General features: G+C 55.6%; 23 protein-coding genes. 3 read left to right on the forward strand and 20 right to left on the reverse strand.

The window, feature by feature from the left end; genetic code table 11:
- Positions 1 to 3 precede the first annotated feature (3 nt).
- From D5270_RS12550 to D5270_RS12610, 14 genes are all read right to left on the reverse strand, one after another.
- Positions 4 to 1,149, reverse strand: a complete 1,146-nt coding sequence (locus D5270_RS12550; RefSeq protein ID WP_166544427.1) for a flagellar hook-length control protein FliK — start codon at positions 1,147 to 1,149, stop codon at positions 4 to 6.
- A 73-nt stretch (positions 1,150 to 1,222) separates the two neighbouring features.
- A complete protein-coding gene (fliJ, locus tag D5270_RS12555; protein WP_161473274.1) occupies positions 1,223 to 1,687 on the reverse strand; it encodes a flagellar export protein FliJ in 465 nt (154 codons plus the stop codon).
- A 97-nt stretch (positions 1,688 to 1,784) separates the two neighbouring features.
- Positions 1,785 to 3,089 (reverse strand): flagellar protein export ATPase FliI, encoded by a 1,305-nt coding sequence (gene fliI, locus D5270_RS12560; protein WP_166544428.1) that lies wholly within the window; start codon positions 3,087 to 3,089, stop codon positions 1,785 to 1,787.
- A gap of 9 nt (positions 3,090 to 3,098) precedes the next feature.
- Positions 3,099 to 3,953 carry a FliH/SctL family protein gene (locus D5270_RS12565; protein WP_166544429.1) on the reverse strand — a complete coding sequence of 285 codons (855 nt, stop codon included), beginning with the start codon at positions 3,951 to 3,953 and terminating at the stop codon, positions 3,099 to 3,101.
- 126 nt (positions 3,954 to 4,079) lie between these two features.
- On the reverse strand, positions 4,080 to 5,072 hold the full coding sequence (gene fliG / locus D5270_RS12570; protein ID WP_161473318.1) for a flagellar motor switch protein FliG: 993 nt from the start codon (positions 5,070 to 5,072) through the stop codon (positions 4,080 to 4,082).
- 118 nt (positions 5,073 to 5,190) lie between these two features.
- Complete coding sequence (locus D5270_RS12575; RefSeq protein WP_166544430.1) at positions 5,191 to 6,816, reverse strand: flagellar M-ring protein FliF C-terminal domain-containing protein; 1,626 nt, start codon at positions 6,814 to 6,816, stop codon at positions 5,191 to 5,193.
- 44 nt (positions 6,817 to 6,860) lie between these two features.
- Positions 6,861 to 7,160 carry a flagellar hook-basal body complex protein FliE gene (locus D5270_RS12580; protein ID WP_166544431.1) on the reverse strand — a complete coding sequence of 100 codons (300 nt, stop codon included), beginning with the start codon at positions 7,158 to 7,160 and terminating at the stop codon, positions 6,861 to 6,863.
- A gap of 157 nt (positions 7,161 to 7,317) precedes the next feature.
- A complete protein-coding gene (gene flgC, locus D5270_RS12585) occupies positions 7,318 to 7,779 on the reverse strand; it encodes a flagellar basal body rod protein FlgC (RefSeq protein WP_166544432.1) in 462 nt (153 codons plus the stop codon).
- A 114-nt stretch (positions 7,780 to 7,893) separates the two neighbouring features.
- Positions 7,894 to 8,283, reverse strand: a complete 390-nt coding sequence (flgB, locus tag D5270_RS12590) for a flagellar basal body rod protein FlgB (RefSeq protein WP_161473268.1) — start codon at positions 8,281 to 8,283, stop codon at positions 7,894 to 7,896.
- Between the two features lie 208 nt (positions 8,284 to 8,491).
- A complete protein-coding gene (locus D5270_RS12595; protein WP_166544433.1) occupies positions 8,492 to 8,953 on the reverse strand; it encodes a hypothetical protein in 462 nt (153 codons plus the stop codon).
- A 53-nt stretch (positions 8,954 to 9,006) separates the two neighbouring features.
- Positions 9,007 to 11,151: a cell division protein FtsA gene (locus D5270_RS12600; RefSeq protein WP_166544434.1), complete on the reverse strand. Its 2,145-nt coding sequence runs from the start codon at positions 11,149 to 11,151 to the stop codon at positions 9,007 to 9,009.
- Between the two features lie 91 nt (positions 11,152 to 11,242).
- Complete coding sequence (locus D5270_RS12605; protein ID WP_166544435.1) at positions 11,243 to 13,027, reverse strand: methyl-accepting chemotaxis protein; 1,785 nt, start codon at positions 13,025 to 13,027, stop codon at positions 11,243 to 11,245.
- The gene (locus D5270_RS17060) at positions 13,012 to 13,134 is read right to left on the reverse strand and encodes a hypothetical protein (RefSeq protein ID WP_279286503.1); all 123 of its coding nucleotides are present in this window, start codon (positions 13,132 to 13,134) and stop codon (positions 13,012 to 13,014) included. Before D5270_RS17060 ends, D5270_RS12605 begins: the two co-directional genes overlap by 16 nt.
- 210 nt (positions 13,135 to 13,344) lie before the next feature.
- Positions 13,345 to 14,076, reverse strand: coding sequence for a cell division ATP-binding protein FtsE (locus D5270_RS12610; RefSeq protein WP_166544436.1), 732 nt, complete (start codon positions 14,074 to 14,076; stop codon positions 13,345 to 13,347).
- Positions 14,077 to 14,198: 122 nt separating this feature from the next.
- On the opposite strand from D5270_RS12610, the gene D5270_RS12615 reads away from it, so the two are divergent.
- A complete protein-coding gene (locus tag D5270_RS12615; protein WP_166544437.1) occupies positions 14,199 to 15,101 on the forward strand; it encodes a C39 family peptidase in 903 nt (300 codons plus the stop codon).
- Between the two features lie 183 nt (positions 15,102 to 15,284).
- Here the strand turns inward: D5270_RS12615 and D5270_RS12620 are convergent, their stop codons facing one another.
- The 3 genes from D5270_RS12620 to fliD are packed head-to-tail and all read right to left on the reverse strand — an operon-like array spanning position 15,285 to position 18,819.
- Positions 15,285 to 15,680: a hypothetical protein gene (locus D5270_RS12620; RefSeq protein WP_166544438.1), complete on the reverse strand. Its 396-nt coding sequence runs from the start codon at positions 15,678 to 15,680 to the stop codon at positions 15,285 to 15,287.
- A gap of 10 nt (positions 15,681 to 15,690) precedes the next feature.
- Positions 15,691 to 16,098 (reverse strand): flagellar export chaperone FliS, encoded by a 408-nt coding sequence (fliS, locus tag D5270_RS12625; protein WP_166544439.1) that lies wholly within the window; start codon positions 16,096 to 16,098, stop codon positions 15,691 to 15,693.
- Positions 16,099 to 16,122: 24 nt separating this feature from the next.
- Positions 16,123 to 18,819, reverse strand: coding sequence for a flagellar filament capping protein FliD (gene fliD, locus D5270_RS12630; protein ID WP_166544440.1), 2,697 nt, complete (start codon positions 18,817 to 18,819; stop codon positions 16,123 to 16,125).
- A 200-nt stretch (positions 18,820 to 19,019) separates the two neighbouring features.
- Here fliD and D5270_RS12635 point away from each other — a divergent pair, with 200 nt between their 5' ends.
- Positions 19,020 to 19,775, forward strand: coding sequence for a ParA family protein (locus tag D5270_RS12635; RefSeq protein WP_166544441.1), 756 nt, complete (start codon positions 19,020 to 19,022; stop codon positions 19,773 to 19,775).
- A 40-nt stretch (positions 19,776 to 19,815) separates the two neighbouring features.
- Complete coding sequence (locus D5270_RS12640; RefSeq protein ID WP_166544442.1) at positions 19,816 to 20,574, forward strand: late competence development ComFB family protein; 759 nt, start codon at positions 19,816 to 19,818, stop codon at positions 20,572 to 20,574.
- A gap of 82 nt (positions 20,575 to 20,656) precedes the next feature.
- Here the strand turns inward: D5270_RS12640 and D5270_RS12645 are convergent, their stop codons facing one another.
- Genes D5270_RS12645 through D5270_RS12655 form a run of 3 tightly spaced genes read right to left on the reverse strand, consistent with a single transcriptional unit; the run spans position 20,657 to position 21,994 of the window.
- The gene (locus D5270_RS12645; RefSeq protein WP_166544443.1) at positions 20,657 to 20,914 is read right to left on the reverse strand and encodes a carbon storage regulator; all 258 of its coding nucleotides are present in this window, start codon (positions 20,912 to 20,914) and stop codon (positions 20,657 to 20,659) included.
- The gene (gene fliW, locus D5270_RS12650) at positions 20,908 to 21,360 is read right to left on the reverse strand and encodes a flagellar assembly protein FliW (protein WP_161473256.1); all 453 of its coding nucleotides are present in this window, start codon (positions 21,358 to 21,360) and stop codon (positions 20,908 to 20,910) included. The genes D5270_RS12645 and fliW overlap by 7 nt, the downstream gene beginning before the upstream one ends.
- Positions 21,361 to 21,376: 16 nt before the next feature.
- On the reverse strand, positions 21,377 to 21,994 hold the full coding sequence (locus D5270_RS12655; protein ID WP_161473255.1) for a DUF6470 family protein: 618 nt from the start codon (positions 21,992 to 21,994) through the stop codon (positions 21,377 to 21,379).
- Positions 21,995 to 22,032: the final 38 nt, after the last annotated feature.

Genomic DNA, 22,032 nt, shown 5'->3' on the forward strand with positions numbered 1-22,032 from the left:
GGCTCACTCCACGTTCCCAACGAGGCCAAGCCTCAGCTGTGACAGGAAATCTGCGGCGCTGACGCCCTCGGTACGGCTCTCCTGCTTCTTTTTCTTCCCGTCGTCCTCGTCCTCGCGGTTCTGCCCGTTGTGCCCGTCGGGATTCATCATCATCCCGGCATTCTCAGTGTCCTCGGGCATGTTCACCTGGACGCTTACGACATTCTCGCCCTTCTCGGCAAGGCTGGCGATAAGGTTCTCCGCGTGGGCGTTCAGGATATTGGCGGCCCGCACGTTTTCCGGATTCATGACGATGGTAAGCTCCCCTGCCGCTGTGCGGCTGAGCTCGATGGTCACATTGCCCAGCTCTATGGGGTTCAGCTGTACCCGCACCACATCGGCTCCCTCCTGCATGGCGCGGGACAAAAGCCCTGCCAGCTGCTGGGAGTTCTCAGGCTCTACAGGCTCCTGTGCAAAGTGTACAAGATGGGCGTCACCCACCTTCACAGGCGCAGCCTTTACATCCTGGAACACCGGCTGGCTCTCCTGCTCTACATTTGAGTCCATTTCCTCGTCCTGGGGCTTGCTGTCCGGCTGGGCCTTCTGCACAGTAACCTCGGGCTTATCCCTGCCCTCTGCCACTGTCTCCGGCTGGACCTTCTGGCCCTCAGCCTTGGGCTGCTCCTCCTTCGGCGCCTCAACTACGGTCCCGGCGGCCTCCTGGAACTGGCCCTCGACCGTCTGCTCCTGCTGGGCAGCTTCCTCGGGCTGGACCTCTACGGCCTCAACTATACCTTCCACAGGCTGCTCCACAGCCACGCCCTCCATGCTGACGGGCTCAAGGATAACTGTGCCGTCCTCGGCTACCTTTACCTCGGCCTCCTCGAAAACAGTAATGGGCACCACGGGCTGGGAGGTAACCAGAGTCGCGGCAAGTTCTCCGCCCTTCTCTGCTGCCTCATCCTCCTGGGTGCTCTTCTGCTCCGGCTTCTCCGGGGCTTCCTTATCCTCCGTCTTCTTCTGGGGACGGCTGTTCTCCTGCTGGGACTTGCTCTGCTGCACAAGCATATCCTCGAACTCCTGGGCATTGCCGTCAGAGCTCATAGGGTCCGCCGGCGCCAGCTTAGTCATGTCTCCGGTCAGGGTTGGGAATAGCATATCGATGTTCATTTTGATTCACCTCCTTTCAATGTATATGCTGTATAATATGCCCGAAGCCTCGGGCCTTGTTATCTTTATTCACTTAGGCCAGCTCCTCCGCCTCCCTGAGGCTGGCGGACCTTCTTGCCATCACCAGGTCGTCTATCTCCTTCTCCTCGGCCTTGGCAATCATGCTGTCGTACTCCCCGCGCTTCATCTCCTTGAGCTTCTCCAGGGACTGGGTCTCCTGCTTGGCCTCCACCAGGGCGGCGCGCTTCTGCTCCTCTATCTTTCTGAGCTCCTTGAGCTTCTCTGTCTCCCTGAGTACAGTGCGCTGCAGCACCTGAATGCCGGTCTCATACTTCATGGCATCGGCTATTGTCAGCCCAAGTGCCTTCATCTCCCTGTACTCGTCCTCACAGGCAGTCCTGTTTTTTACAGCCTGCTCCAGCACTCCCTCCTGCCTGCGCACATTTGCAAGCGCGGTCCCGTGCTCTGCCAGCCGGATATCCAGCACCTGGGTCTTATACCTCAGCACGGTATCCAGCTGAAACTTAAACTTTTTCATCGGCACCTACCTCCTAAGACCGTGGGGCCATGCCCCTCACATTGACTTATACAACGTATAGTTCTTCAACCTCTTAAAACCCTGCCAAAACTTACAGCTACCTGGTTAAGATTAAATTCAGCTGCTCCAGGCATTCTTCATAGGTGAAAGCCTCCCGCGTGCCCTGCATCAGGAACTCGTTTATTTTGTCTATCTTTGTCAGCGCGAAATCCAGCTTGGGGTTGGTCCCAGCCTTGTATGCGCCGATGGACACCAAATCCGCGTTCTGATTATATGTGCTCAGAATGTCCCTGAGCCTTGAGGCCATCTGCCGGTGGTTTTCGTCCACCAGCTCCACCATCAGTCGGGAAATGCTGGCCCCGATGTCGATAGCTGGATAATGGTTTGCGGCGGCAAGGCTTCTCGTTAATACTATATGCCCGTCCAGGATTCCGCGTACCGTATCCGCTATTGGCTCGTTTGTGTCGTCGCCCTCTACCAGCACCGTATATATGCCGGTAATAGAGCCCTTCTTAAAGTTGCCGCTGCGCTCCAGCAGCTTTGGGAGCTCCGCATAGATTGAGGGGGTATATCCCCTCGCCACCGGCGGCTCACCGATTGCAAGCCCCACCTCACGCTGGGCCATTGCAAAACGTGTCAGGGAGTCCATCATTAGCAGCACATCCAGGCCCTGGTCCCTGAAGTACTCGGCAATCCCTGTAGCCACTGTGGGGCACTTCTTTCTTAGCATTGCAGGCTGGTCTGAGGTAGCCACCACCAGCACCGACCTTGCCATGCCCTCCTCGCCCAAATCTTTTTCAACGAACTCCAAAACCTCTCGGCCGCGCTCGCCCACCAGGGCTATCACGTTGATATCGGCCTTCACATTCTTGGCAATCATACCCATCAGGGTGCTCTTGCCAACGCCGGAACCTGCAAAGATTCCCATACGCTGGCCCTTGCCTATTGTGAGCAGCCCGTCTATGGCCTTTACCCCGAACTCCATACGCTCCCGGATAGGTGGGCGGGTCAGCGGGTTTATGTAGCTGCTCCCCAGATAGTAGTCTTCGCCGCCCTCAAAGGGCCCTTTATCGTCAATCGGCTGCCCCAGCGCATTTATAATGCGCCCCTTTAGGAACTGGCCCACCTTTAGCTGGAGCTGCCTGCCTGTATTCCTTACAAAATTCCCCGAGGAAATTCCTGTCATCTCCCCATAGGGCATTAAAAGCATCCGGTCGTTCTTGAAGCCCACGACCTCCGCGGGTATCTGCCCCCCTGACTCTCCGCTGTAAATGCGGCAGATATCGCCAACTGCGGCCCTGCCGCCGCTGGCCTCTATGGACATTCCCACGATGTTCTCTATTTTCCCGGTATGGCCGATGGTCTCAGCCTGCCGCACGCGCTTTATGGTATCCTGGAACATGCGCGCCTCCTAAGGTCTGCCCTGGCGGTCCGGCTCATCGGAGATGAGCCCGCGCAGGTTGTCCAGCTGGGTTGAAACGCTGGCGTCGATTATCTCGTCGGGCATTTCGATTATGCAGGTGCCGGATTCATCCCCGGTCATGGGTATCACCCGCACCCGGTCCGACAGCCTCGAGAGCGCCTCAGTAAGCTCCGGCACAGTGTTGGCCGAAGCCCTTGCGTCCCTGTCGGCAATGTACACCTGCACCCACTCGCAGCGCCTTCTCTTGGCTGTGGCTGATTCTATCATTCTTATAAGTATGTCCCCGCTGCTTTTCAGGCTCACGTGAATGACCTTCTCGGCGATTGCCAGCGCCAGCTCCTTCAAATCCTGCTTGCTGTCCTCAAGAAGCTGGTCCCTGACCCTCACGGCGTCCTTTAGAAAGGCAGCCACTTCCTTCTCCTGCTCGGCAGCCATCTGCTCCAGCTGGAGCCTGGCCTCCTGGCGGCCCTCAGCCATCCCCTCCGCAAACCCGGCCTGATAGCCCTCTGTATGGGCCTGATTCCTCAGCTCCCCCAGCTCCGCCTCCAGGTCAGCCATAGCCTTCTCCCGCAGCTCATTGGCCTCCTGCTGGGCCTCGGCAAGTATTGCATCGGCCTGGATTTGGGCAAAGTCAATGGGGCTTGGGTCCTTCTTCTTTACAGGCTCCTCCGGCTTGGGCCTGGGCTCAGGGGTATCTGTGTCAGCAGGGAGCTCGCTGTCTGTGAACTCCTCCAGAGTTAAAGGCTCAGCAGCGGTTTCCCCGGGAATATTAAGGTCTTCCGCGTCCGGGAAAACGTATTTGTCCGCGCTCACGCTGGTGAAACGCTTGAAAATGCCCGGCATACAGAAGACCTCCTTTATGCTTGAAGTTGTAGTGTGTTTACTTTTTTCAGGCTGCTTCGCGCCTGCAAGGCCGCGGGACTCTGTCCCACACCCTGCAGCCTTTGTAAAGGCTGGCGAAACTTTTGATTACGCGATAATGTCGTCCTTGCCGCCCTTGAGGATAATGATTTCGTTCTTGGCCTCCAGGTCGCGGATGATACCCACAATGCGCTGCTGGGCGTCGTCCACGTCCTTCATGCGCACATTGGTGGTGATTTCCAGGTCGTCCCTGATGCTCTCGGCCATACGGGTGGACATGTTCTTGTAGAGCTTGTTGGACAGCTCCGCCGTTGCGGACTTGAGCGCCAGCACCAGGTCGTGGGTGTCGCAGTCACGCACAAAGCGCTGCACAGAGCGGTCGTCCATGGTAAGGATATCCTCGAATACGAACATGCGCTTGCGGATTTCGTCGGCAAGGGTCGCGTCGTACATGGTGAGGCCGTCGAAAATACTCTTCTCGCTGACACGGTCCACGTTGTTCATCACGTCGGCTACGAAGTCTATGCCGCCCACCTGGACATTGCTGCTGCTGAAGATATTTGCAAACTTATTGCTCATCTCGTTTTCTATTATCTTAACTGCGGCAGGCGAGGCGCTGTCCATCATGGCAATGCGCTCCACCACCTTTATCTGCGCGTCCGGCTCAAGCTGGGCTATCACAGCCGCCGCCTTGTCCGGCTCTATGTATGAGAGCACCAGCGCGATGGTCTGGGGCCGCTCGTTCTGCAGGGCGGTGAACAAATCCTTCTCGCCGGCCTTGTTCATGAAGGCAAACTCCCTGTTCTTCAGGGACTTTGTCACCTTGCCCAGCAGCTCGTTGGCGGTCTGGGCGCCGAAGGCCTTCTCCAAAACAGTCCGTGCATACTCAAGGCCGCCCTCTGTAACGGCCTTGTTTGTCATGCACATCTGGTAATACTCGTTCAGAACCGCCTCGGTGGCGTCCGCGTCGAGATAGCCAAGCTTGGCTACCTCCAGGGTTATCATCTCCACGTCCTCGGGGTCCATATACTGGTACAGCTGTGAGGCCTTGTCTACACCCAGGGAGACAATCACCGCCGCCGCCTTCTGAGCTCCGCTCATGGCGTCCAGCAGGGATACCCCCGGCGGTATTGCCGGCTCCGAAGGCGTTTCTGCGGCTGGCTCCTCAGGGGGCTGCTCCCCCTTCTTCAGCTTTTTAGGCTTCTCTGTCTTCACCTTATCAGGCATTGGCTTCTTCATCTCCCCTCAGCAGCGCCTTAATGGCCTGAGCAGCAATCTCAGGGTTGTTCTCGGCCAGCTCGCGCACGCTGCGGCGCAGCTCCATGCTCTTTTCTGTATGTACATCCATAATGTCGGCCCCGGCAGGCTCCGGCAGCTCCTCTACGATGGATTCAAGCTCCGGGCCCATATCCACTGCAGGCTCCAGCTGTACCTGGCCGCGGGTGCGCCGCCGTCCCAAAAGCACGAACACCGCAAACAGCGTCATGAACAGGAACAGTCCGGCAAGCAGTGCTAAGTACACCCAAAGCGGCATGCCTCCAAATATCTGCTCGATTGGGTTGATAATAGTCGGCTCGGCACTGGGTTCAGGCGCCCAGAAGGGTGCCGTCAATACGGATATCTTATCCGCATCATTAGCCCCTGTAAGGCCGACAGCATTTGCAACATGGTCCACCAGCGCGTCTATGGACACCTGGTTTGACACATTGCTGTTTATAGTCACAGACACCGTAACATCCTCAATATATCCAGCCATACGCTGGGACTGTGTAACGGTCTTGTCGTTTTCAAATTCCTTCTTCCCGCTGGCCTGCAGCTCCTGCTCATTGCCGTTCAAGTCAGGATTCTGAACATACTCGTTCAAGTCAGCGTTGGTCTCAGTGCCAACCGTGCCGCCTTCGGCTTCATCTCCGTAGCCGATAAAGCCGTTCCACTCCATGCGGCCGATTATGCCCTCGCCGTCGGCATTCTCCTTTGCCCAGTCCGGCTGGTCGTACTTGGTGCTCTCCGAGAACTCGCTGCTCATGCTCACGGTGGTATTTACCGCGACAGTTACATTTCCCACGCCATAAATCGGCTCCAGCACGCCAAGCACCTGCTTTGTCAGGCGCTTATTCACGGAATCCTCTATCTCCATACGCTTGGCGGCAACATCGCTTATGTCCCCGCCGTCTGTGCCGTCATAATGATTTCCCAGGGAATCCCTGATGTCCACATTATCGATAATAAGGCCCTTCACGGCATAGCCCACCGTGTTGCGTATCGACTCAGCCAGCTTTGCGTTTATAGGGGCCTCGTCAGCCATCGTCACCACCACCGAGGCGCTGGCCTCAATAGTATTCTCCTGGCTGAGCACGTACCTGCGGTCCTCGCCCAGGGCGATGTTCACCGTGGCGTCGTGTACGCCTACAAAATTGCGAATAGTCTCCTCCAGCCTGTCTTGCAGCTGATATAGATTCAGCTGTGCCCGGTCCGACTCTGTAGACAGGGAACTGATATTGTCAAGATACAGCGAATAGCCCGACCCGGAGGTAAGGTATCCCCCGGCGATGACCCCGGCCTTCAGCTTCGCCTCCTGGTCCGCAGGCACCATAATCGTGTTCTCACCCTTGACCTCAAAGGTGGCCTGGTTTTCATTCAGATAGGCGCATACCTTCGCCATGTCGTCATCGGTCAGCCCGGTGAAGAGCTCTCTGTATTCCGTCTTGGAGCCGTTCGCCAGCACTATGGCAATCACTACCAATGTGATAACAATGCCCGCGATGACAATACCCTTCACGGTCTTGCTCAGGCCGCCAACGGTCCCCTTAATCTTTTGCCATATATCTTTTGCCTTTTCTTCCAATTTTCCGTGACCTCCTCAGCCCGGCAGCGGGTGATTTTCCAGCTTTACAGGCTGATGCGCATTATCTCGTTATATGCCTCAACGGCGCGGTTGCGCAGCTGCACCAAGAGGCTCACGGACATCTCATATTTTGAGCTCGCCAGGGAAAGCTCCGCTGGGTTATCCAGCTGGCCAGTCGCCATCAGGTACTGCAGCTGGGTCTTATCTGCGTCGGTCTCCTTCACATTATCTATGGCAGAGCGGAAAATTCCCCCGAACATATTCTCAAAGCCGGCCCCTTTGGCGGCCTCGGGCTTCTCGTCCCCCCATAGCGGGGTCAAAGGGGTAATCTCATTTATAAGCATAAAACAAGCCTCCTGTATGGTTCCTTGTATATTTGTGTATGTAGGCAATTATATTATAATCCTTTGGACCCACCAATGCAAGGCCTTGGCAAGCCCAAATTTATACAAAATTCGAGTTTTTTCTCTCCTGGTTTTCAGCCAAAAAGTGTAGTTAGCTTTACTTGCCCAGCTCCAGGCCCCTGGCAATAACTGTTTTTAATGTAGAGAATGCCGTCACGTTGGCTGAGTACGCCTGGGTAGCAGCCATGGCGTCGGTGATTTCCTTGACAAGTATTACATTGGGCATTTCAAGATAGCCCTGTTCGTTTGCGTCGGGATGTGTCGGGTCATAGCTGATTGGGAAGTCGCTTTGGTCCTCGACAATGTCGGTGACCTTTACGCCGCCGGCCTTCTCCGCCCCTCTGTTTGAGGCTCCAACCGCAGCGTTTGCCATGGCCTGGCGGAAGGTATTGCGGCCTCCCTCGGCCTCGAAGACTACCATTTTGCGGCGGTAGGGGCCTTCGCCGTTTTCTGTGCGGGTCGTGCTCAGGTTTGTGATGTTTTCGGAAATTACGTCCAGGCGTAGCTGCTGGGCGGTCAGGCCGGAGCCTACGATGTTTATTGTGCCTAGGAATGCCATGTTTTGTGCACTGCCTTTCTGTTGGTTTGCCGCGCTGGCTTTGCCTGCGCGTTTGAGACCTCAGGGGCGCTGCCCCTGAAACCCTGCCACCTTTGTAAAGGTGGACGAAACTTTTTAGCCGCTTATGGCTGTGCGCAGGGCTGTGATGTCGCTGGTGAGGCTTTGGAAGACGTACTGCATCTGGTAGGCGTTGCGCACAAGCTCGGTCATCTGCTCGGTGACGTTTACGCCGTTTTCGTCCCGGCGGGTGATTTCATCGAGCTTCTGAACCTCCCAGGACGCGTTCTCAATGGTCTCCCGCATGGTGCGCTTTGTGATTTTGTTGCGCCCGTGGTCCGCGGCCTCCAGCTGGCGCTGAAAGTCCTCCTCAAAGGTAACGAGCTTTGCCCGGTAGTTTGGCGTCTCCGCATTGGAGATATTGTCCAGCAGCGCCGTCTGCTTGGTCCAGAGAAATTCCATGGACCGCTCCATCATGCGCATACTATTATTGGTTATACCTTCCATAGGGTTCCCTCCTGAGTCTTCTCGAAATTCTTCCCTATTATAAAATCTATCTGAGATAGTATACCATATTTTCGTGTGAACTTCAAGTCCCATACAGTATTTTTAATTTGGAAAACTTTACCCCTCTCTCCCCCTAAACTCCGGGGCTGTCCGGGCATGGGAAATTGTATGAAGGACTGCCGTAAAATATTTTCACAAATCTGTCGACTCAGCCCATCTCAAGCTGTGTGACCTGATTGCCCTCCAGTTTATATAGCGCCGTGCCGTCCCTCGCCAGCAGGAAAACACCCGCAGGCTCATTTGTGCCTGACTTACTCTCGTTATATACTATTATTTTCAGGCAGGGTATGCCGTCAACCGGCACTGCTTTCTCCGATGGATACATCTCATACTCGGACATCTCCTTCCCTGGCAGCCCCAGCACCTCAGGGCTCAGCTGCTTGAATCGTGACAGCGCCTCGTCTACAGTCATCATAAGCAGCTCGTCGCCCTTATCCGTTTCCACCGTGGAAGAGGAGCTTATCTGGGAGCTGCTTCCATTTACCGCCGGGTCTGAGCCCTGGGCCAGTGTGATGGACGACGAGGAGGAGTTCCCCCCGCCTCCGCACCCGGCCAGCATAAGTCCTAATGCCACCGTGCAGGCGGCTAAGGCAAGGCTCTCTAATTTCATCCTAATCTTCCTTTCCTATGGCTATTACTATAATAATATATTTGTTTTATCTATCACTCGTCCCGATAACGTATCGTCACCTGGTCGTTAGCCCTCAGCACCTGGCTGAACTGGCCCTCAGCACCATTTACAAGCAATTCCACCGGCCTGTCAAGCTTTGAAAAGTCCAGCCCGGAACGCTCCAGCAGGTCCATCAGGTAGTAGTCCCCTCCGCCCTGCTTTGCCTCCAGGCGCAGGGGCGCGCCGTTGAGCACAACCTGCAGCCCCCCAAAGCTCAGCTGTCCCGGCAGCGGCTCCTCAGGCTGGGCCTTCTCCTGGGGCTCCTCCTTTGTGGTCCGGCGCTTCCTCGCCTGAGGTTCCTTCGGCTGTTCAGTAATTGGCTGCGCTTCAGGTTTCGCCTTCGGCTCAGCCTCAGGCTCTGTCTTTGGTTTCTCCTCCGCCTCAGGCGCGGGAGCTGGCTCCGGCTTGATTTCAGGCTCGCTTTTTACCTCTTTTATTTCTATTTCGGTAGTTTTCGGCTGCCTTTCAAGCTTTTTTTCAAGTACCGGCGGTGGCGGAGTCTCCTTCTGCGGCTTTGGAGGCTCAACTGGCCTGATGCGCCGCTGGGGTCGGGGCGGTATCGGAGCGCCCTCGGCAGTCACGTCGTCCCCCTGATGGATAGAGTAATCCATAGGCTGGGGCTGACCGTTTACCAGGACTGTCCCCGGGTATCCCTGACCCAGCAGCTCGCCCAGGGTCATTGTGGCAGGCTGGCCCGCCCTGGCTGGGATAAACTCAATCCGGTCCCCGGCCTGGACCACCGTGCTGAACTGGGCCTCCTCACCGTTTATGCTCAATCTGGACTCAACTCCAGGCATTCCACGCAGGAACTCCCTCTGGTCATTGAGAGTAAAGCTGAGATTTGCTCCGGTGCGCCCCATCATGTCCCCATAGTGGAAGCCGTTCATCAGCAGCACATCCCGAAGATTCAGGGTGCCGTTGCGGAAGAGCTTGGCAGGGTAGCCGTTCAGGGTCACCATATAGCTGTCGTTTATCATCCCCAGCGCCGCCGAGGCCCCGATGCCCAGTGGCGTGGCGTACTCCGGGTCCGCCAGCTGATACTCGTCGGAGAAGGCGCTGTTGGCAAAGTGATTTCCTGCCAGTGCAACCCTTGCCTCGCTCATGTCTAGCTCACCGGCTATCATCGCCGTCAGGCCCTGGAGCTTGCTGCCGCCTCCCGCCAGGAACACCGCCGAGGGCGCCCCGCCGTTGAGCTCAAGTATCTGAGCGGCTATCTCCTTCGCCAGCTTCTGGGCGGCAGGCTGTATCACTTCGCTGAGGTTTGCCGGACTTATCTCGTGCTTTATCCCCAGGATATCCGGGTACTGTATCGGCTCCATCGAGCCCAGGGCCAGCTTTAGACGCTCGCCTGTCTTAAAGTCCACCAGCAGGCTGCGCATTAGCAGCTCGGTTATCTCATCTCCAGCCACGGTAGCCATGGTGTAGCCCACCACGCTCCCCTCCCGGCAGACAGCTATGTCCGAAGTGCCGGCCCCTATATCTACAAGCACCAGGTTCAGCAGCCGGATGTCGGCGGGTATAGCCGCATTCAGCGCTGCGATGGGCTCAAGGGTCAGACTGGAGACCTCTAGTCCCAGGCGGTTAGTTACGGCGTACAGGCTCTCCACCACGCCGCTTGGCAGGAAAGTCGAGACTACGTCCGCCTCAAAGACCTGGCCCCGGTGGTCCATCAGATTTGTCATCGGGTATCCGTCCAAAACATACTGCCTGGCGGTATATCCCACCATATAAAAGCGCCCCTGCCCGGCGCTGTCCCCGGCTATAAGCCGCTCGGCCTCGGTGACAGCCCCGGCCTCCAGCTGGCCTATAAGGTCCGCGTCGGCCTTTCTCAGCTCGTCAAACTTCAGCGTAAAGCTGGCGCTCTGGGACCTAAGGGCCCTTCCTGCCGCAGCCACACAGACCCGGCTGAGCTTCATGCCGGACTTCTCCTCAAGCCTCTTTATGACCTCTCCGGCTACTGAGGCCACCTGCTCTATCTCCACAATCTGTCCGTCAAGCATGGCCCGGCGGTCATGCTCCTCTTTCTCTATGGCTGTCACATAAAACCGGCCGTTCTCCACCCGGCCCAGCATACCGATAATGCTGCGGGTGCCGATGTCCAGGGCAAATACTACACCTGAGTCCTGTTCTTTCATCATGAACCTCACCTCTCTAAACGAAACCGGACGGCCCAATAAGTATAGGCCGTCCGGCTATGTTCTCTATTTAACAGCAGCCTGCGGCAAGTCCTTAATACTTGTCGTACCCTGCCCCACCGCTGAAGCTGTCGCTGGAACTCACGCTGCTGCCGCTGGTGTTCACAGGAGCGGTGACCACGGGGCCCTCGCCGCTGTAATCCCGCAGGCGGAACTTGGCCATGAGCTGATTCATAATCTGAGCCTGAGAGGACAGCTGCTCGCTGGCGGCAGCGCTCTCCTCGCTGGTAGCGGAGTTGCTCTGCACAACTGCGGAAATCTGGCTGATACCCTCGCGAATCTGCTCAATGGACTCGGCCTGGTGCTCGGTAGTGTCAGCCACATCGCCCATCTTGGCAACGGCGCCGTTTACCATGCCAACGGTCTTATCCAGAGCCTCGGAAACGTCAGCCACATACTCGCTGCCCTTCTGTACAGCGCTTATAGCGTGCTCAATGCGCTCCTTAGTGGCACGGCTGGCCTCGTCGGACTTGGACGCCAGTACACGCACCTCGTCGGCAACAACCGCGAAGCCCTTGCCGGCAACGCCTGCCCTGGCAGCCTCAACTGCGGCGTTCAGAGCCAGGATATTCGTCTGGAAGGCGATGTTGGAGATAGTATCGATAATGGTGCCAACCTCTTCGGCGGCGGCCTTAATGTCGTTCATAGCGCCAACTGTGCTCTGCATCAGGTCGCTGCACACGGTAATCTGAGCGGAAGCGTCGTTAGACAGCTGGCTGGAATCCCGGGCCAGGGAAACGCCTTCCTCGGCACCCTGGGCAATCTCGGTGATGGTAGCGGACAGCTCCTCAACAGCGCTGGCCTGCTGGGTAGCGCCCTGGGCCAGAGTCTGTGCACTGTTGGAAACCTGGTCCGCGCCGGAAGATACCTGGTCGGCAGAGGACTGAATCTGAAGCAGAGTGGTAGACAGGCTGCGGTTGATTCCGCGGATGGACTTAAGCAGGCCAGTCAGCTCTCCAACAAAAGACTCCTCTACACGGGTACGGACATCGAAGTCGCCCTCCGCCATGGCCTCCAGCAGGCGGTTTGTATCGGTGATAACATCGCTCAGAACGGCCTGACTGGTACGCAGAGCATGGCACATATCGCCCAGCTCGTTTTTGCTCTCAAAGTGAACCGGAATATCCAGCTTGCCCTCGCTGTAGCCAATCAGGGCTGTGCGGACCTCTTCCACAGGGCCGGTTATGCTCCTGATAATGCGCAGCTCCAGCAGCATCACAAGAATTGTTCCCAGAACCAGCGCTGCAATTATTCCTATAATTGAAATCGTAACCAAATTTTCCTGCCTCTTGACAATGTCATCCTGCTCGGCAGTGATAGCGGCCTGCAGAGAGTTGGCCACTTCGTCAACCTTGGTGAGTGCCGGTGTACACTCATTCTGCAGCATAGTTATGGCTGCCTCCTGGTCTCCGCCCAAGGCAGTCTCCATGATTCCCGGTACTGCCTGGCCCCAGACCTCAACGGCAGATATGTAATCGTCTATGAGGGTAGACCCTTCCAGTATTTTCAGCCCTCTCAGCTCCGTGATGTAGTCGCTGAGGGGTGTAAGGCTCTCGGTGGTCTTAGTTGCGGACTTCTGTGCGTTCTCACCTTCAGGGTCCAGAACTACGTCACGCAGGTAGCGCGCAGTCATATTGACCTGAAGACGGCAGGTCCTTACAAGTGCGCTTCCGCGGACTTCTGTGTTGATAATTCCCTGATAACTTGATGACTGTACATTCATGATGACCAGCGATATGATAACGATAAGAACGCTGACCAGGACTGTGACTCCGAACCCCATAATGAGGCTCATCTTAACCTTCATGTTTTTGAGCATGACTGCTCCTCCTTCTCTGTATTGAACTTGATTGACTCGTATGCCGCGGGGAACAGACGTCTCTCCGCAGGTACGCAGGCCATCATGCGCGGCATTGAAACTGCCATATAATTATAAGCCTTTGTACTGCGTTTGTCAATAAGCTTTCACCAGTACATATGACTAAAATTATCCCCGGCATTTTCAGTAGTTGCCTTTCGTATCATTATAAACCCGGGCGCGTAAAATGTCAATCGGATGTTTTTATGCCGACCACAAGATTTATGTATACTTACAGGACTATACTATATGGGGTAATCCGGTGAGGGGAATTTTTTTCACACAATATCCCCGAAGCGCCCTTTGGCAACATCACCCACTATGCGCCCATCCACAAGGGTTATGACCCGCCTGCGCATTATGTTCACAAACTGCCTTGACTGGGTAGCCATCAACACTGTCGTGCCCCGGCGGTTCATCTCCTCCAAAAGGTGCATCATATCCCAGATGCTGTCGTCATCCATATGGTCGGTTATCCTGTCAAGTATCAGTATGGGCGGGCTGTAGAGTATGGCCTTCGCCAGCTCCACCTTCCGGCACTCCGAGGTGCCCAGCTCCCCCGGGTACTTCTCCTCGCTGCCTGCCATGCCCACCAGACCCAGAGCCTTTTCTATAAGCGGGCCGTCGGTAAGCGTCCCTCCCATCTTGCCAAAGCGCCCGGGTGGGCAGAGATTTTCAAATACCGTCGCCGTGCGCACAAGGCTCGACTCCTGGGGCACCCTGCCGAAAATGTATTTCAGCTTCTTCTCTTGCCTGCGCCCAAGCTTGGAGAGGTTTGTCTGGTCCAGGTAGACCGCGCCCTCGTCCGGCTGGAGCACTCCGGAGATAAGGTTCAGCAGTGTGCTGCTCCCTGCCCCCCGGCTGCCGACGAAGAAGGCAAACTCCCCCTGCCCTATCTGCAGGTTTATTTTCGAGAGCGTCTCGAAGCCCCTATGCCCGCCCTGCGGACCCTGGCCCCTTTTTGCACCCTTATATATTTTTGAAACATTCTCCAAGCGTATAGTGGGCATCCCCGGTCCGGCTCCTTTCAGCTATGCTTTCAGCGCTGCGGCGCTTCTTTACAAAACCATATTTTTTTGGTATAATCGTGTCGAATCTAAAATCGTTCAGTCCCTGCCCCAAGGAGGCCCCAGTGAAAAACCCCTCTCGGAGAAATCCAAGAAGCCCCATAATCTTTGTCATGCTCCTGGCGCTGCTATGCGTCGGGGGCATGGAGCTCGCTTTCTGCGCCCATTTCTCTCCGGAGCTCTATCATAAAATAACCGACCCGGTGGTACAGCCTGTGGTGCGGGCTGTCAACTCAGCCAAGGCCCAGCTGCGCCAGTGGGAGTTTGAGCTGCGCTTAAACAGGGTGCTTGCCGAAGTAGTGGAGTTGTCCTCTGAATATAGGCAGCCCCGCCCGGTATATTTCCCCGAGCGGCCCCAGTACATCCTGCACCCCGAGCTGCTTGAGCCTCCGCCCGAGCCCGCTGAGCCGGCGATTACCGAGTTCATTGAGGAAGACGGCCGCATTATACTTACAGGCACCAACCCGGTGGTGTATTTTAACCAGGGTGACCCCGCCTGGCGCGACAAGCCCTTCGGCACGGACTACATAGGCAAATATGCCTGCGGACCCACTGTTATGGCTATGGTCGTGGCTACTCTCACCGATACGGACACCGACCCGGCTAAAATGGCAGTTTGGGCGTATGAGCATGGATACTGGTGCTCGGGAAGCGGGTCTTTCCCATCTATTATAGCGGGGACCTCAAAGGCCTTTGGGATAGACTGCCGGGAGGCCAAGGATTGTGACCCCGGCGCTTTGCGGGCGCACCTCCGTAGCGGGGGGTTGGCTGTGGCCTTAGTCGGGCCCGGGCATTTTACTGACAGCGGGCATTTTATCCTTATCCACGGGTATTCCCTTAGCGGGGAGGTTTTGGTTGCGGACCCTAACAGCAGGGATAATAGCTTGGCTCTTTGGGACCCCCGGGTTATTCTTAGTGAGGCCCGGGCCAGCAATGGGGATGGGGTTTGTGTTTGGTTGATTGGGTAGGGGGGTGTTCTTTAAAACAGGGGCTCTGCCCCTGACCCTGCCAGAGGGACCTGTCCCTCTGGACTCCCCTCTCGTTTCGCGCTTTTTTTGCGCTTTTTTATTATAGCACTTTTTTCTGCGCTAGACAACATGATTTTCGCAAAAACGCCGCCCGGATTCCTCCTGGCGGCGTTCCTCTGCATTCTATCGGAATTTCGTATAGAAGGACCTCGGCCCTCCCATCCTCATGCTCAGCTGCTTATCCAAGGTCCGGCATCTCTCAAGCAGCCTGCGGTTTTGCAGCACCTGCCCACAGAGCGCGCCCTCCTCAGGGCCCCGCTGCTCCCCGCCCTCCAGTATCTCCCTGGCGCGGATTGCGTCGTCCTCCGGCAGCTCCAGTATGCGGTGGCGCACCTGCTGGTCCACCTCCTGCATACGGTTAGCCGGCTCGCCCCGCATATTCAGAAGCATCTGTACCGATACCTCGTCCCTGCGGTCAAGAGCCTCTCCCAGCTGGCGGGTCAGGTCTTCAAACTCAGACAGCTTTACATATATGAGCCTTTCCTTTAAAAGCAGCTCATCCAGCACTTTCCCGTCCATCGGCCGCCTCCTAACCGTGCGCCTCGGCGGCCTTTTTGTCAGCTTCTTCCGCGCAGTTTTTCTCCGCCTGCCTAAAGCTGTCCCGCAGGTCCGCTACCATCCCATGGACCTCATTCAATACCTTCCTGTTACGCCCTATCTTCACCCGCGTAAGCTGATAGCTAAAGTAGTCATACAGCTTATGCAGGTTTTGGCTGATAGGGTATTTGTCGTCCAGGGTGTCGTCCAGGTATCCGATTATATCCATGCTCTTGTCCGCGGAGGCCTCCAGCAGCTCGTACTGCTGCTGGTCCAGGGCCAGCTCACAGCGCACCAGGTTTTTGACCAGCTCATCGTACAGCAGCAGCAGCAATTCATTTGGCGTCATGGTGCTTATGGACTGTTCCTTATACTGCTGTATCGGATTGTGGTGTTCCATTAGGTACCTCTTTTTCTATAATTATCAGCCGCCCATCATGCCCGCCAGCATGGAGCTCTGGGAGTTCATCTGGTTTATGAGCATTTCAAGCTGGGTAAACTTGTTGGTGTAGAAGTCCACCCTATCACCCATCTTATCCTGCCAGCGCTCTATCTGCTCCTGTAGATTGTCCATCTGGTCCTGTATCTCGTTATGGCTCAGTGAGTAGCTGGAGAGCTCTGTGCCCGCCTTGCTTACCAGTATGCCGGGGCTGCCGATGGAAGTTTTGCCGTACATCTCAAGGGTGGTCTTCAGCCCTGCCATCAGGCCGTCCTGGGAGGCGCCGTTGGCCGTGGACTGAGTGAAGGCGTTCTTTACCCTGTCCGGGTCGGTTTCCAGCATATTGCGCAGCTTATCCTCGTCCAGGCTCAGGGTGGAAAGGCCGTTGGAGAAGTCCACAGTAAGTCCAATGCTCCTAAGAGCCGCGCCAACCTCGCCTGAGCCCTGAACCGCCTCGGTCAGCTTGCTGTAAAGGTTGGAAATGTCTTGGTCCCCAAAGAGTATGCCGGTCTTCGCCTTCTTCTCGTAGGCCTCAATGGAGCTCTCGCTCATGCCGGACATATCGTCGTCGGTCAGCGGCTCATATGGCTTGCCGCTGGAGTTCTTCAGCGTTTCAGTCTTATAGGCGTTGTGCATTTCTGTGACGAGCTTATTATAATCCTCAATAAAGCTCTTGACAGCGTCCACTATCTTGTCGGAGTCTGAAGTGTTGGTAAAGGTTATCTTCTCTGCGGAAGTGTCAATGCTTCCGTCTTCCTTATAGCCGAAGGTGTTCTTCAGTGTAACCTGCATACCGTCAAGGTCAACGGTGTTGGAGGAGCGGGTCAGCTCCATATCCTCACCGTTGATGTTCACGCTCAAGATAGCGTCCTGCCCGGCGGTGAATTTACCCTTAGACTCAGAATATGCCTTATCAACTTCTATTTCAACCGATTCAGGAGTAAGAACCCTGATACTAGCCTTCTCACCACTACTGTTTGTGACCTCAAATTGACTCGTATCTTTGTTGAAAGAGAAAGATTGTCCAGGATTTGCATTCTTGTTCAATTCCTTAATGACATCTTCCATCGTTTGATTGTCAGCGATATTGAAGCTTTGAGTATAGTTTGTATTTCCCAATCTAAATTTAAATGTGGTCCACTGCTTATCTCCCGGAGCAATCTTACCACCATAAACATCGTTAAATGTGGTAGTTTCAGTGATTTCCTTAGGCGGTGCGCCAAACAGCTTTGCACCCAAATCCCCACGTATATCGACCCTGCTCTGTGAACCAGTTTCCTTTGCAGTAATGGCAAAGTTCCCGGTCAGGCTGGAATACTTAATTTCAACGCCAGCCTCATCGTCGCCGTTGACCTTATCCATCAGATTCTTGATGGTATCGGTGGACTTGAACTCAAACTCCTTGCCGTTAATCTTGATGGTGGAGTACTTTATGTCGTTGCCGTCATCGTCTTTTTTTGTTTGCCAATTAAAGTTTTCGCCCAGCGCCTTCTCAAGAGTCCAGCTGGTCTGCAGGGTATTGCTGAAGCCGCCCTCGCCAAGGCCAAGAGCCTTATTGACCACATCACTGCTGCCTGAAACCTTCAGGGTAGAGCCGTTGCCGCTTGGCCCTGTAAACTTCAGGCCGCCGGTAGTAGCGTCCACAGAAGCGGTGACCTTACCGCCAAACTCCTCTTTGAGCTGCTTATTTATGCCCTCGGCCAAAGCTTTGGTTTTATCCTCATCTGAATTGGCATTTTTGAAAGCGTCGCTTTCAACGATATCCTTGAGCTGGATTTTCTTGGTCTTGCCGTCCAGGGTCACATTGATGTATTTGTCCCCAAGGTAGCTGGCACGGTCATTTTTCACTATCAGGTCGTCTTCAGTTATCGGCTTCTCGGAAGCAATGATAGAACCGGCAGCCTCGGACTTCTTAAACAATTCGCCCATCTTGCCTGTAGAGCCAGTAACGGCAAAATAGTTGCCCTTCTTGTCAACCAGCTGTATCCTTCCGTCCTCGCCCACCCTGGCCTCAATGTACTTATCAGCGGAGACAGCCCCGCTGCTGGTGGTGATGTTGCTGTCCTTTAGCTTCTTATTGATAGCGTCGGCCAGCTCCTGGGGAGTTTTGTAGACCTCATCCTCAGAGAAGCGCAGGGTAAAGGTGCTGCCCTTACCATCCTTGCCGCCGCCGTATTTCAGGGAGATTGAACCGGAAACGTTGCTGGTCTCAATCTTTTCATCCCAGTCAATAGCCTCGGTTTCGGAGCCCTCGCTCACCAGATGGTCGGTGCCGACGGTATAGCTTGCGGCCTGGGCCAGCTGCTTAATGCGGTTGATAGCCACATTGCTGCTGCTCTTGCCGATGGCACTCACCGCCGCGGCATTGGCGCCGTTGGCGATGGTGTTCACCGCCTTGGTGAAGAAGCTGGAGCTGAAAAGGTTTGTGCTGCTGGAGTAGGAGGTGTACTTATCCAGGATATTGTTCATCTGGACGATAAGGCTGCGGTATGCGTCCTGTTTCCACTGCATTTTTGTCATTTTCTGCTGCAGGGAGGTTATCTTAGACTTGTACCCCGAAATGCTGTTTTCAATCATGGACTCAGTGTCCATACCGCTGGCAAGGCCGCTGATTACGTTGCGGTTGCCGTATAAACTGTTGGTGCCGCTGGAACTGTTCATCAAACTTGTGATAGAAGCCATTGCATTCACTCCTTTTTTGTGGTAACATATCCCTAGAGGGGATGGATAGACTGTTTTCTGGGGCAGTTTCCCCGGGAAAATCGCCCTCAAAAAGGGTAAAACCCAGAGAAGCCATTATTTCTTCTATATTTATATCGACACTAGTATTGGAAAGATAAGAGCTTTCCGCGAAAATTTTGCTTCTGGAGAGGAGCCTTCCTATGGAAAAGATTATTGCAATTACCAACCAGAAAGGCGGGGTCGGCAAAACTACCACCGCTCTTTCCCTTATCAACGCCCTGCGCCTCAGAAATTACCGGGTCCTCGGCGTGGACCTCGACCCCCAGGGAAGCCTGGGCTTTTCGGCGGGGCTGGACATTGAGAATGCAGACACGGTCTATGAGGTGATGAAGGGCTCGGCCGATATCCGCGACACAATTATGTCCACAGACCTGGGGGACGTGCTGCCCTCAAACATCCTGCTGTCCACAGCGGAGCTGGAGTTTAACGCTCCCGGCCGGGAGTATCTTCTGAAAAACGAGCTGGACAAGGTTGAGCGTAACTACGACTATATCATCATCGACACGCCGCCCGCCCTTAACGTCCTCACCATCAACGCCTATGTGGCCTCCGGCGCGCTGATTATTCCTATGGCCCCTGAGATACTGAGCCTTCTTGGTATTTCCCAGATTCGGGACACCATAAATACAGTGAAGAAATATTACAACCCCGACCTTAGGGTGCTGGGCATACTCCTCAACAAGTACAACCAGCGGCTCACTCTCAACCGCGAGGTGCTGGAGCTCTCCAGTGAAATCGCCCGCAAGCTTGATACCAAGGTGCTCGACACCAAAATCCGCACGAGCGTAGTTGTCGCCGAGGCCCCCGCCCATGGTGAGAGCGTCCTGTCCTATGCACCCCGCTCCAACCCATCCATGGACTTCCAGGCGCTCTTGGACGAGCTCATGAGCCTATAAGCACAGCTTTATATAAAAACTACCGAAAGGAGACCATACTATGGCTAATTCCAAAAATTCCCGCTCCAACAAAACTGCCCACGTTTTAAACCTCCTCACCGAGCCCGGCGAGGCCTCCAAGGAATCCTCCCGCTCCGAGCGTCCCGCCTCCGCGCCCACCCCTACACCCGACAACTCCGAGGAGGTTGCCAGCGCAATCCGCGACGCCCTTGAGGAGGACCTGCTTGCCGAGCTCACCGAGGACGAGCCCGCCGTGCAGCAGCCTGAGCCGGAGCCTGTACCCCAGCCCGCCCAGGAGGTTGAGCCTGAGCCTGCTCCCGAGCCGGAACCTGTCCACCAAGCCGCCAAGCCTGTCCCCCAGCCCGAGCCTGAGCCAATTCCGGAGCCTGTCCCGGAGCCCGAGCCTGTGCTGGAGGCTGAGCAGGCTCCAGAGCCGGAGCCTGCCCTGGAATCGGAGCCGGTACAGGAGCCCGACCCCATTGATGATATCACCTACGTGAACGTGCTGCAGGCGCTGGTTGAGGACCGTGTAGATAAGTATATGAAGCAGTTTAAGATGTGCGACTGCCATCGCTGCCGCACCGATGTGGTTGCCCTGGCGCTTACCAGTCTGCCCGCCAAATATATTGTGGTGCCTGAGCATGAGAGCGTGCCCATGCTGTCTATTTATGAAAGCAGGTACAGCGCTGCAGTTACGGCCCAGCTTATTGCGGCCTGCCAGAAAGTAGCCGAGCATCCCCGGCATTCTGACGGTCACGACGGGCGGCTGCGGCTGGGAGCTCCCAGAAACGACGAGTAATCCCTATGCCGGTATAAAAAGAATGCGGAGCATATGCTCCGCGTTTTTTTTTGTTGAAAACCTCCGAAGGCTGGCAAATCTCTTACTTTTTGTCCCCCTCGGATTTCTCGCCGCCCGCAAGCATTGAGAATGCCGCAAGCAAATCCTGAGGCAGGCTCTGCTCGTCTGCCGCGTCAATATTCTCGCGCATGGCATTCGCCAACTCCAGGCGCAGCACCGACACCGTCTTAGGCGCGTCTATGGCTATCTGCACCTCTTTGTCCTTTGTGGCAATGATAGTCACCTTTACGTCCTCCCCAATGAGGAAGGACTCACCTGCTTTCCTGCGCAGAATCAGCATGAGGACCCCTCCTCTGCCTGGAACTCCGACAGAAGGTGCCGCATTCCGTATTCCCCGCCCTCCAGTATCACCTGGGTTGCAATCCGGGTCTGGTCGTTTATCACCACCGGGCATTTCATATTTACAGTGCTTGTGGACACGGGGTTTTTCACTACGCATAGGACATAGTAGCAGAGCTCGGTGCTCTCTTCAACTCCCATCTCGCTCAGCTCCTCCGGCTGAAGCACCGGCGCGTAAGCAGGGTTCATGGTGAAGGGATTCATCACCACAAAGGCAAGCTGTGGGGTCGCGAGGCTCTGCAGGCACAGCAGGGTACCGTCGCTGCCGGAGAAGGGCAGCAGCAGGAACTCCCGCTCCTCCTCGAAGGCGAATATGCCCCGGGGAAAGTGCAGCACGTCTTCTGCGCTATAGTCTATCTCGCCAAAATATTTTGTTGTTAGCTTCAAACTGCTCCTCCCGGCCTTAGGCCCTTACGTCCACAGGCTCGTGGTTGGGGTCAGACGAAGGCGGTACGTACAGGGCCCCGCCAACGTACTTGATTATAACCTCGGGCCTCTGGGTCACAGAGAACTCAATGTCCCCGGGTACAAACTCAAAGCCCTGGCCGCCGGTCTTCCAGTTGAAATTCAGCTTATCCATCTCGTAGCGAATCTGCATCTGGCCCGGCTCCCAGTTCAGGTTGATACCCGCCTCAGGCAGGAAGCCCAGCCCGAAGTCATTAAGGTTGCGCCCAAGGTGGGCGTCCTGGGTCTCCTGGGCAAATTGGGTGATAAGCTCCTGTCCCAGCTGTGCGTCCATCACCAACTGCCCGCGCTTGGCATAGGTAGCCGTGGCCTGATACGCCGCCTGCTTGCCGGCCTCTGCTGCCTGCTTCACGCTCTGGGCGGTGGTCGGGCGGATGGAGCTGCGCGCCTGGAATGAGTCAATATTCAGCTTGACAGGCCTGCTCTTAATGTTCAGGCCGCCTTTTTCCCGGGAGATTTCCACCTCAGCTGTGCCCCTGGAATAGACCAGATGGGCGTTTGTCGTCTTCATCTCAATCTCAATAGGCACAGTAGTTATCTCAATCAACGGTCCCACAATAAACCCCTCTTTCAGTGAATATGGCTAAAAAATTT

Origin of the sequence: Acutalibacter sp. 1XD8-36 (assembly GCF_009917525.1) — a bacterium.
GTDB lineage: Bacteria > Bacillota > Clostridia > Oscillospirales > Acutalibacteraceae > Acutalibacter.

What these genes read in the sequence shown, in the direction of transcription:
- D5270_RS12600 (WP_166544434.1), bottom strand. Translation starts at nt 11,151, where the DNA reads ATGATGAAAGAACAGGACTCAGGTGTAGTATTTGCCCTGGACATCGGC.
- D5270_RS12565 (WP_166544429.1), bottom strand. Translation starts at nt 3,953, where the DNA reads ATGCCGGGCATTTTCAAGCGTTTCACCAGCGTGAGCGCGGACAAATAC.
- flgB (WP_161473268.1), bottom strand. Translation starts at nt 8,283, where the DNA reads ATGGAAGGTATAACCAATAATAGTATGCGCATGATGGAGCGGTCCATG.
- D5270_RS12640 (WP_166544442.1), top strand. Translation starts at nt 19,816, where the DNA reads ATGGCTAATTCCAAAAATTCCCGCTCCAACAAAACTGCCCACGTTTTA.
- D5270_RS12580 (WP_166544431.1), bottom strand. Translation starts at nt 7,160, where the DNA reads ATGCTTATAAATGAGATTACCCCTTTGACCCCGCTATGGGGGGACGAG.
- fliD (WP_166544440.1), bottom strand. Translation starts at nt 18,819, where the DNA reads ATGGCTTCTATCACAAGTTTGATGAACAGTTCCAGCGGCACCAACAGT.
- D5270_RS12595 (WP_166544433.1), bottom strand. Translation starts at nt 8,953, where the DNA reads ATGAAATTAGAGAGCCTTGCCTTAGCCGCCTGCACGGTGGCATTAGGA.
- fliI (WP_166544428.1), bottom strand. Translation starts at nt 3,089, where the DNA reads ATGTTCCAGGATACCATAAAGCGCGTGCGGCAGGCTGAGACCATCGGC.
- D5270_RS12550 (WP_166544427.1), bottom strand. Translation starts at nt 1,149, where the DNA reads ATGAACATCGATATGCTATTCCCAACCCTGACCGGAGACATGACTAAG.
- D5270_RS12620 (WP_166544438.1), bottom strand. Translation starts at nt 15,680, where the DNA reads ATGGACGGGAAAGTGCTGGATGAGCTGCTTTTAAAGGAAAGGCTCATA.
- D5270_RS12645 (WP_166544443.1), bottom strand. Translation starts at nt 20,914, where the DNA reads ATGCTGATTCTGCGCAGGAAAGCAGGTGAGTCCTTCCTCATTGGGGAG.
- D5270_RS12610 (WP_166544436.1), bottom strand. Translation starts at nt 14,076, where the DNA reads ATGCCCACTATACGCTTGGAGAATGTTTCAAAAATATATAAGGGTGCA.
- fliG (WP_161473318.1), bottom strand. Translation starts at nt 5,072, where the DNA reads ATGAGCGGAGCTCAGAAGGCGGCGGCGGTGATTGTCTCCCTGGGTGTA.
- fliS (WP_166544439.1), bottom strand. Translation starts at nt 16,098, where the DNA reads ATGGAACACCACAATCCGATACAGCAGTATAAGGAACAGTCCATAAGC.
- fliJ (WP_161473274.1), bottom strand. Translation starts at nt 1,687, where the DNA reads ATGAAAAAGTTTAAGTTTCAGCTGGATACCGTGCTGAGGTATAAGACC.
- D5270_RS17060 (WP_279286503.1), bottom strand. Translation starts at nt 13,134, where the DNA reads ATGGCAGTTTCAATGCCGCGCATGATGGCCTGCGTACCTGCGGAGAGA.
- flgC (WP_166544432.1), bottom strand. Translation starts at nt 7,779, where the DNA reads ATGGCATTCCTAGGCACAATAAACATCGTAGGCTCCGGCCTGACCGCC.
- D5270_RS12605 (WP_166544435.1), bottom strand. Translation starts at nt 13,027, where the DNA reads ATGCTCAAAAACATGAAGGTTAAGATGAGCCTCATTATGGGGTTCGGA.
- D5270_RS12635 (WP_166544441.1), top strand. Translation starts at nt 19,020, where the DNA reads ATGGAAAAGATTATTGCAATTACCAACCAGAAAGGCGGGGTCGGCAAA.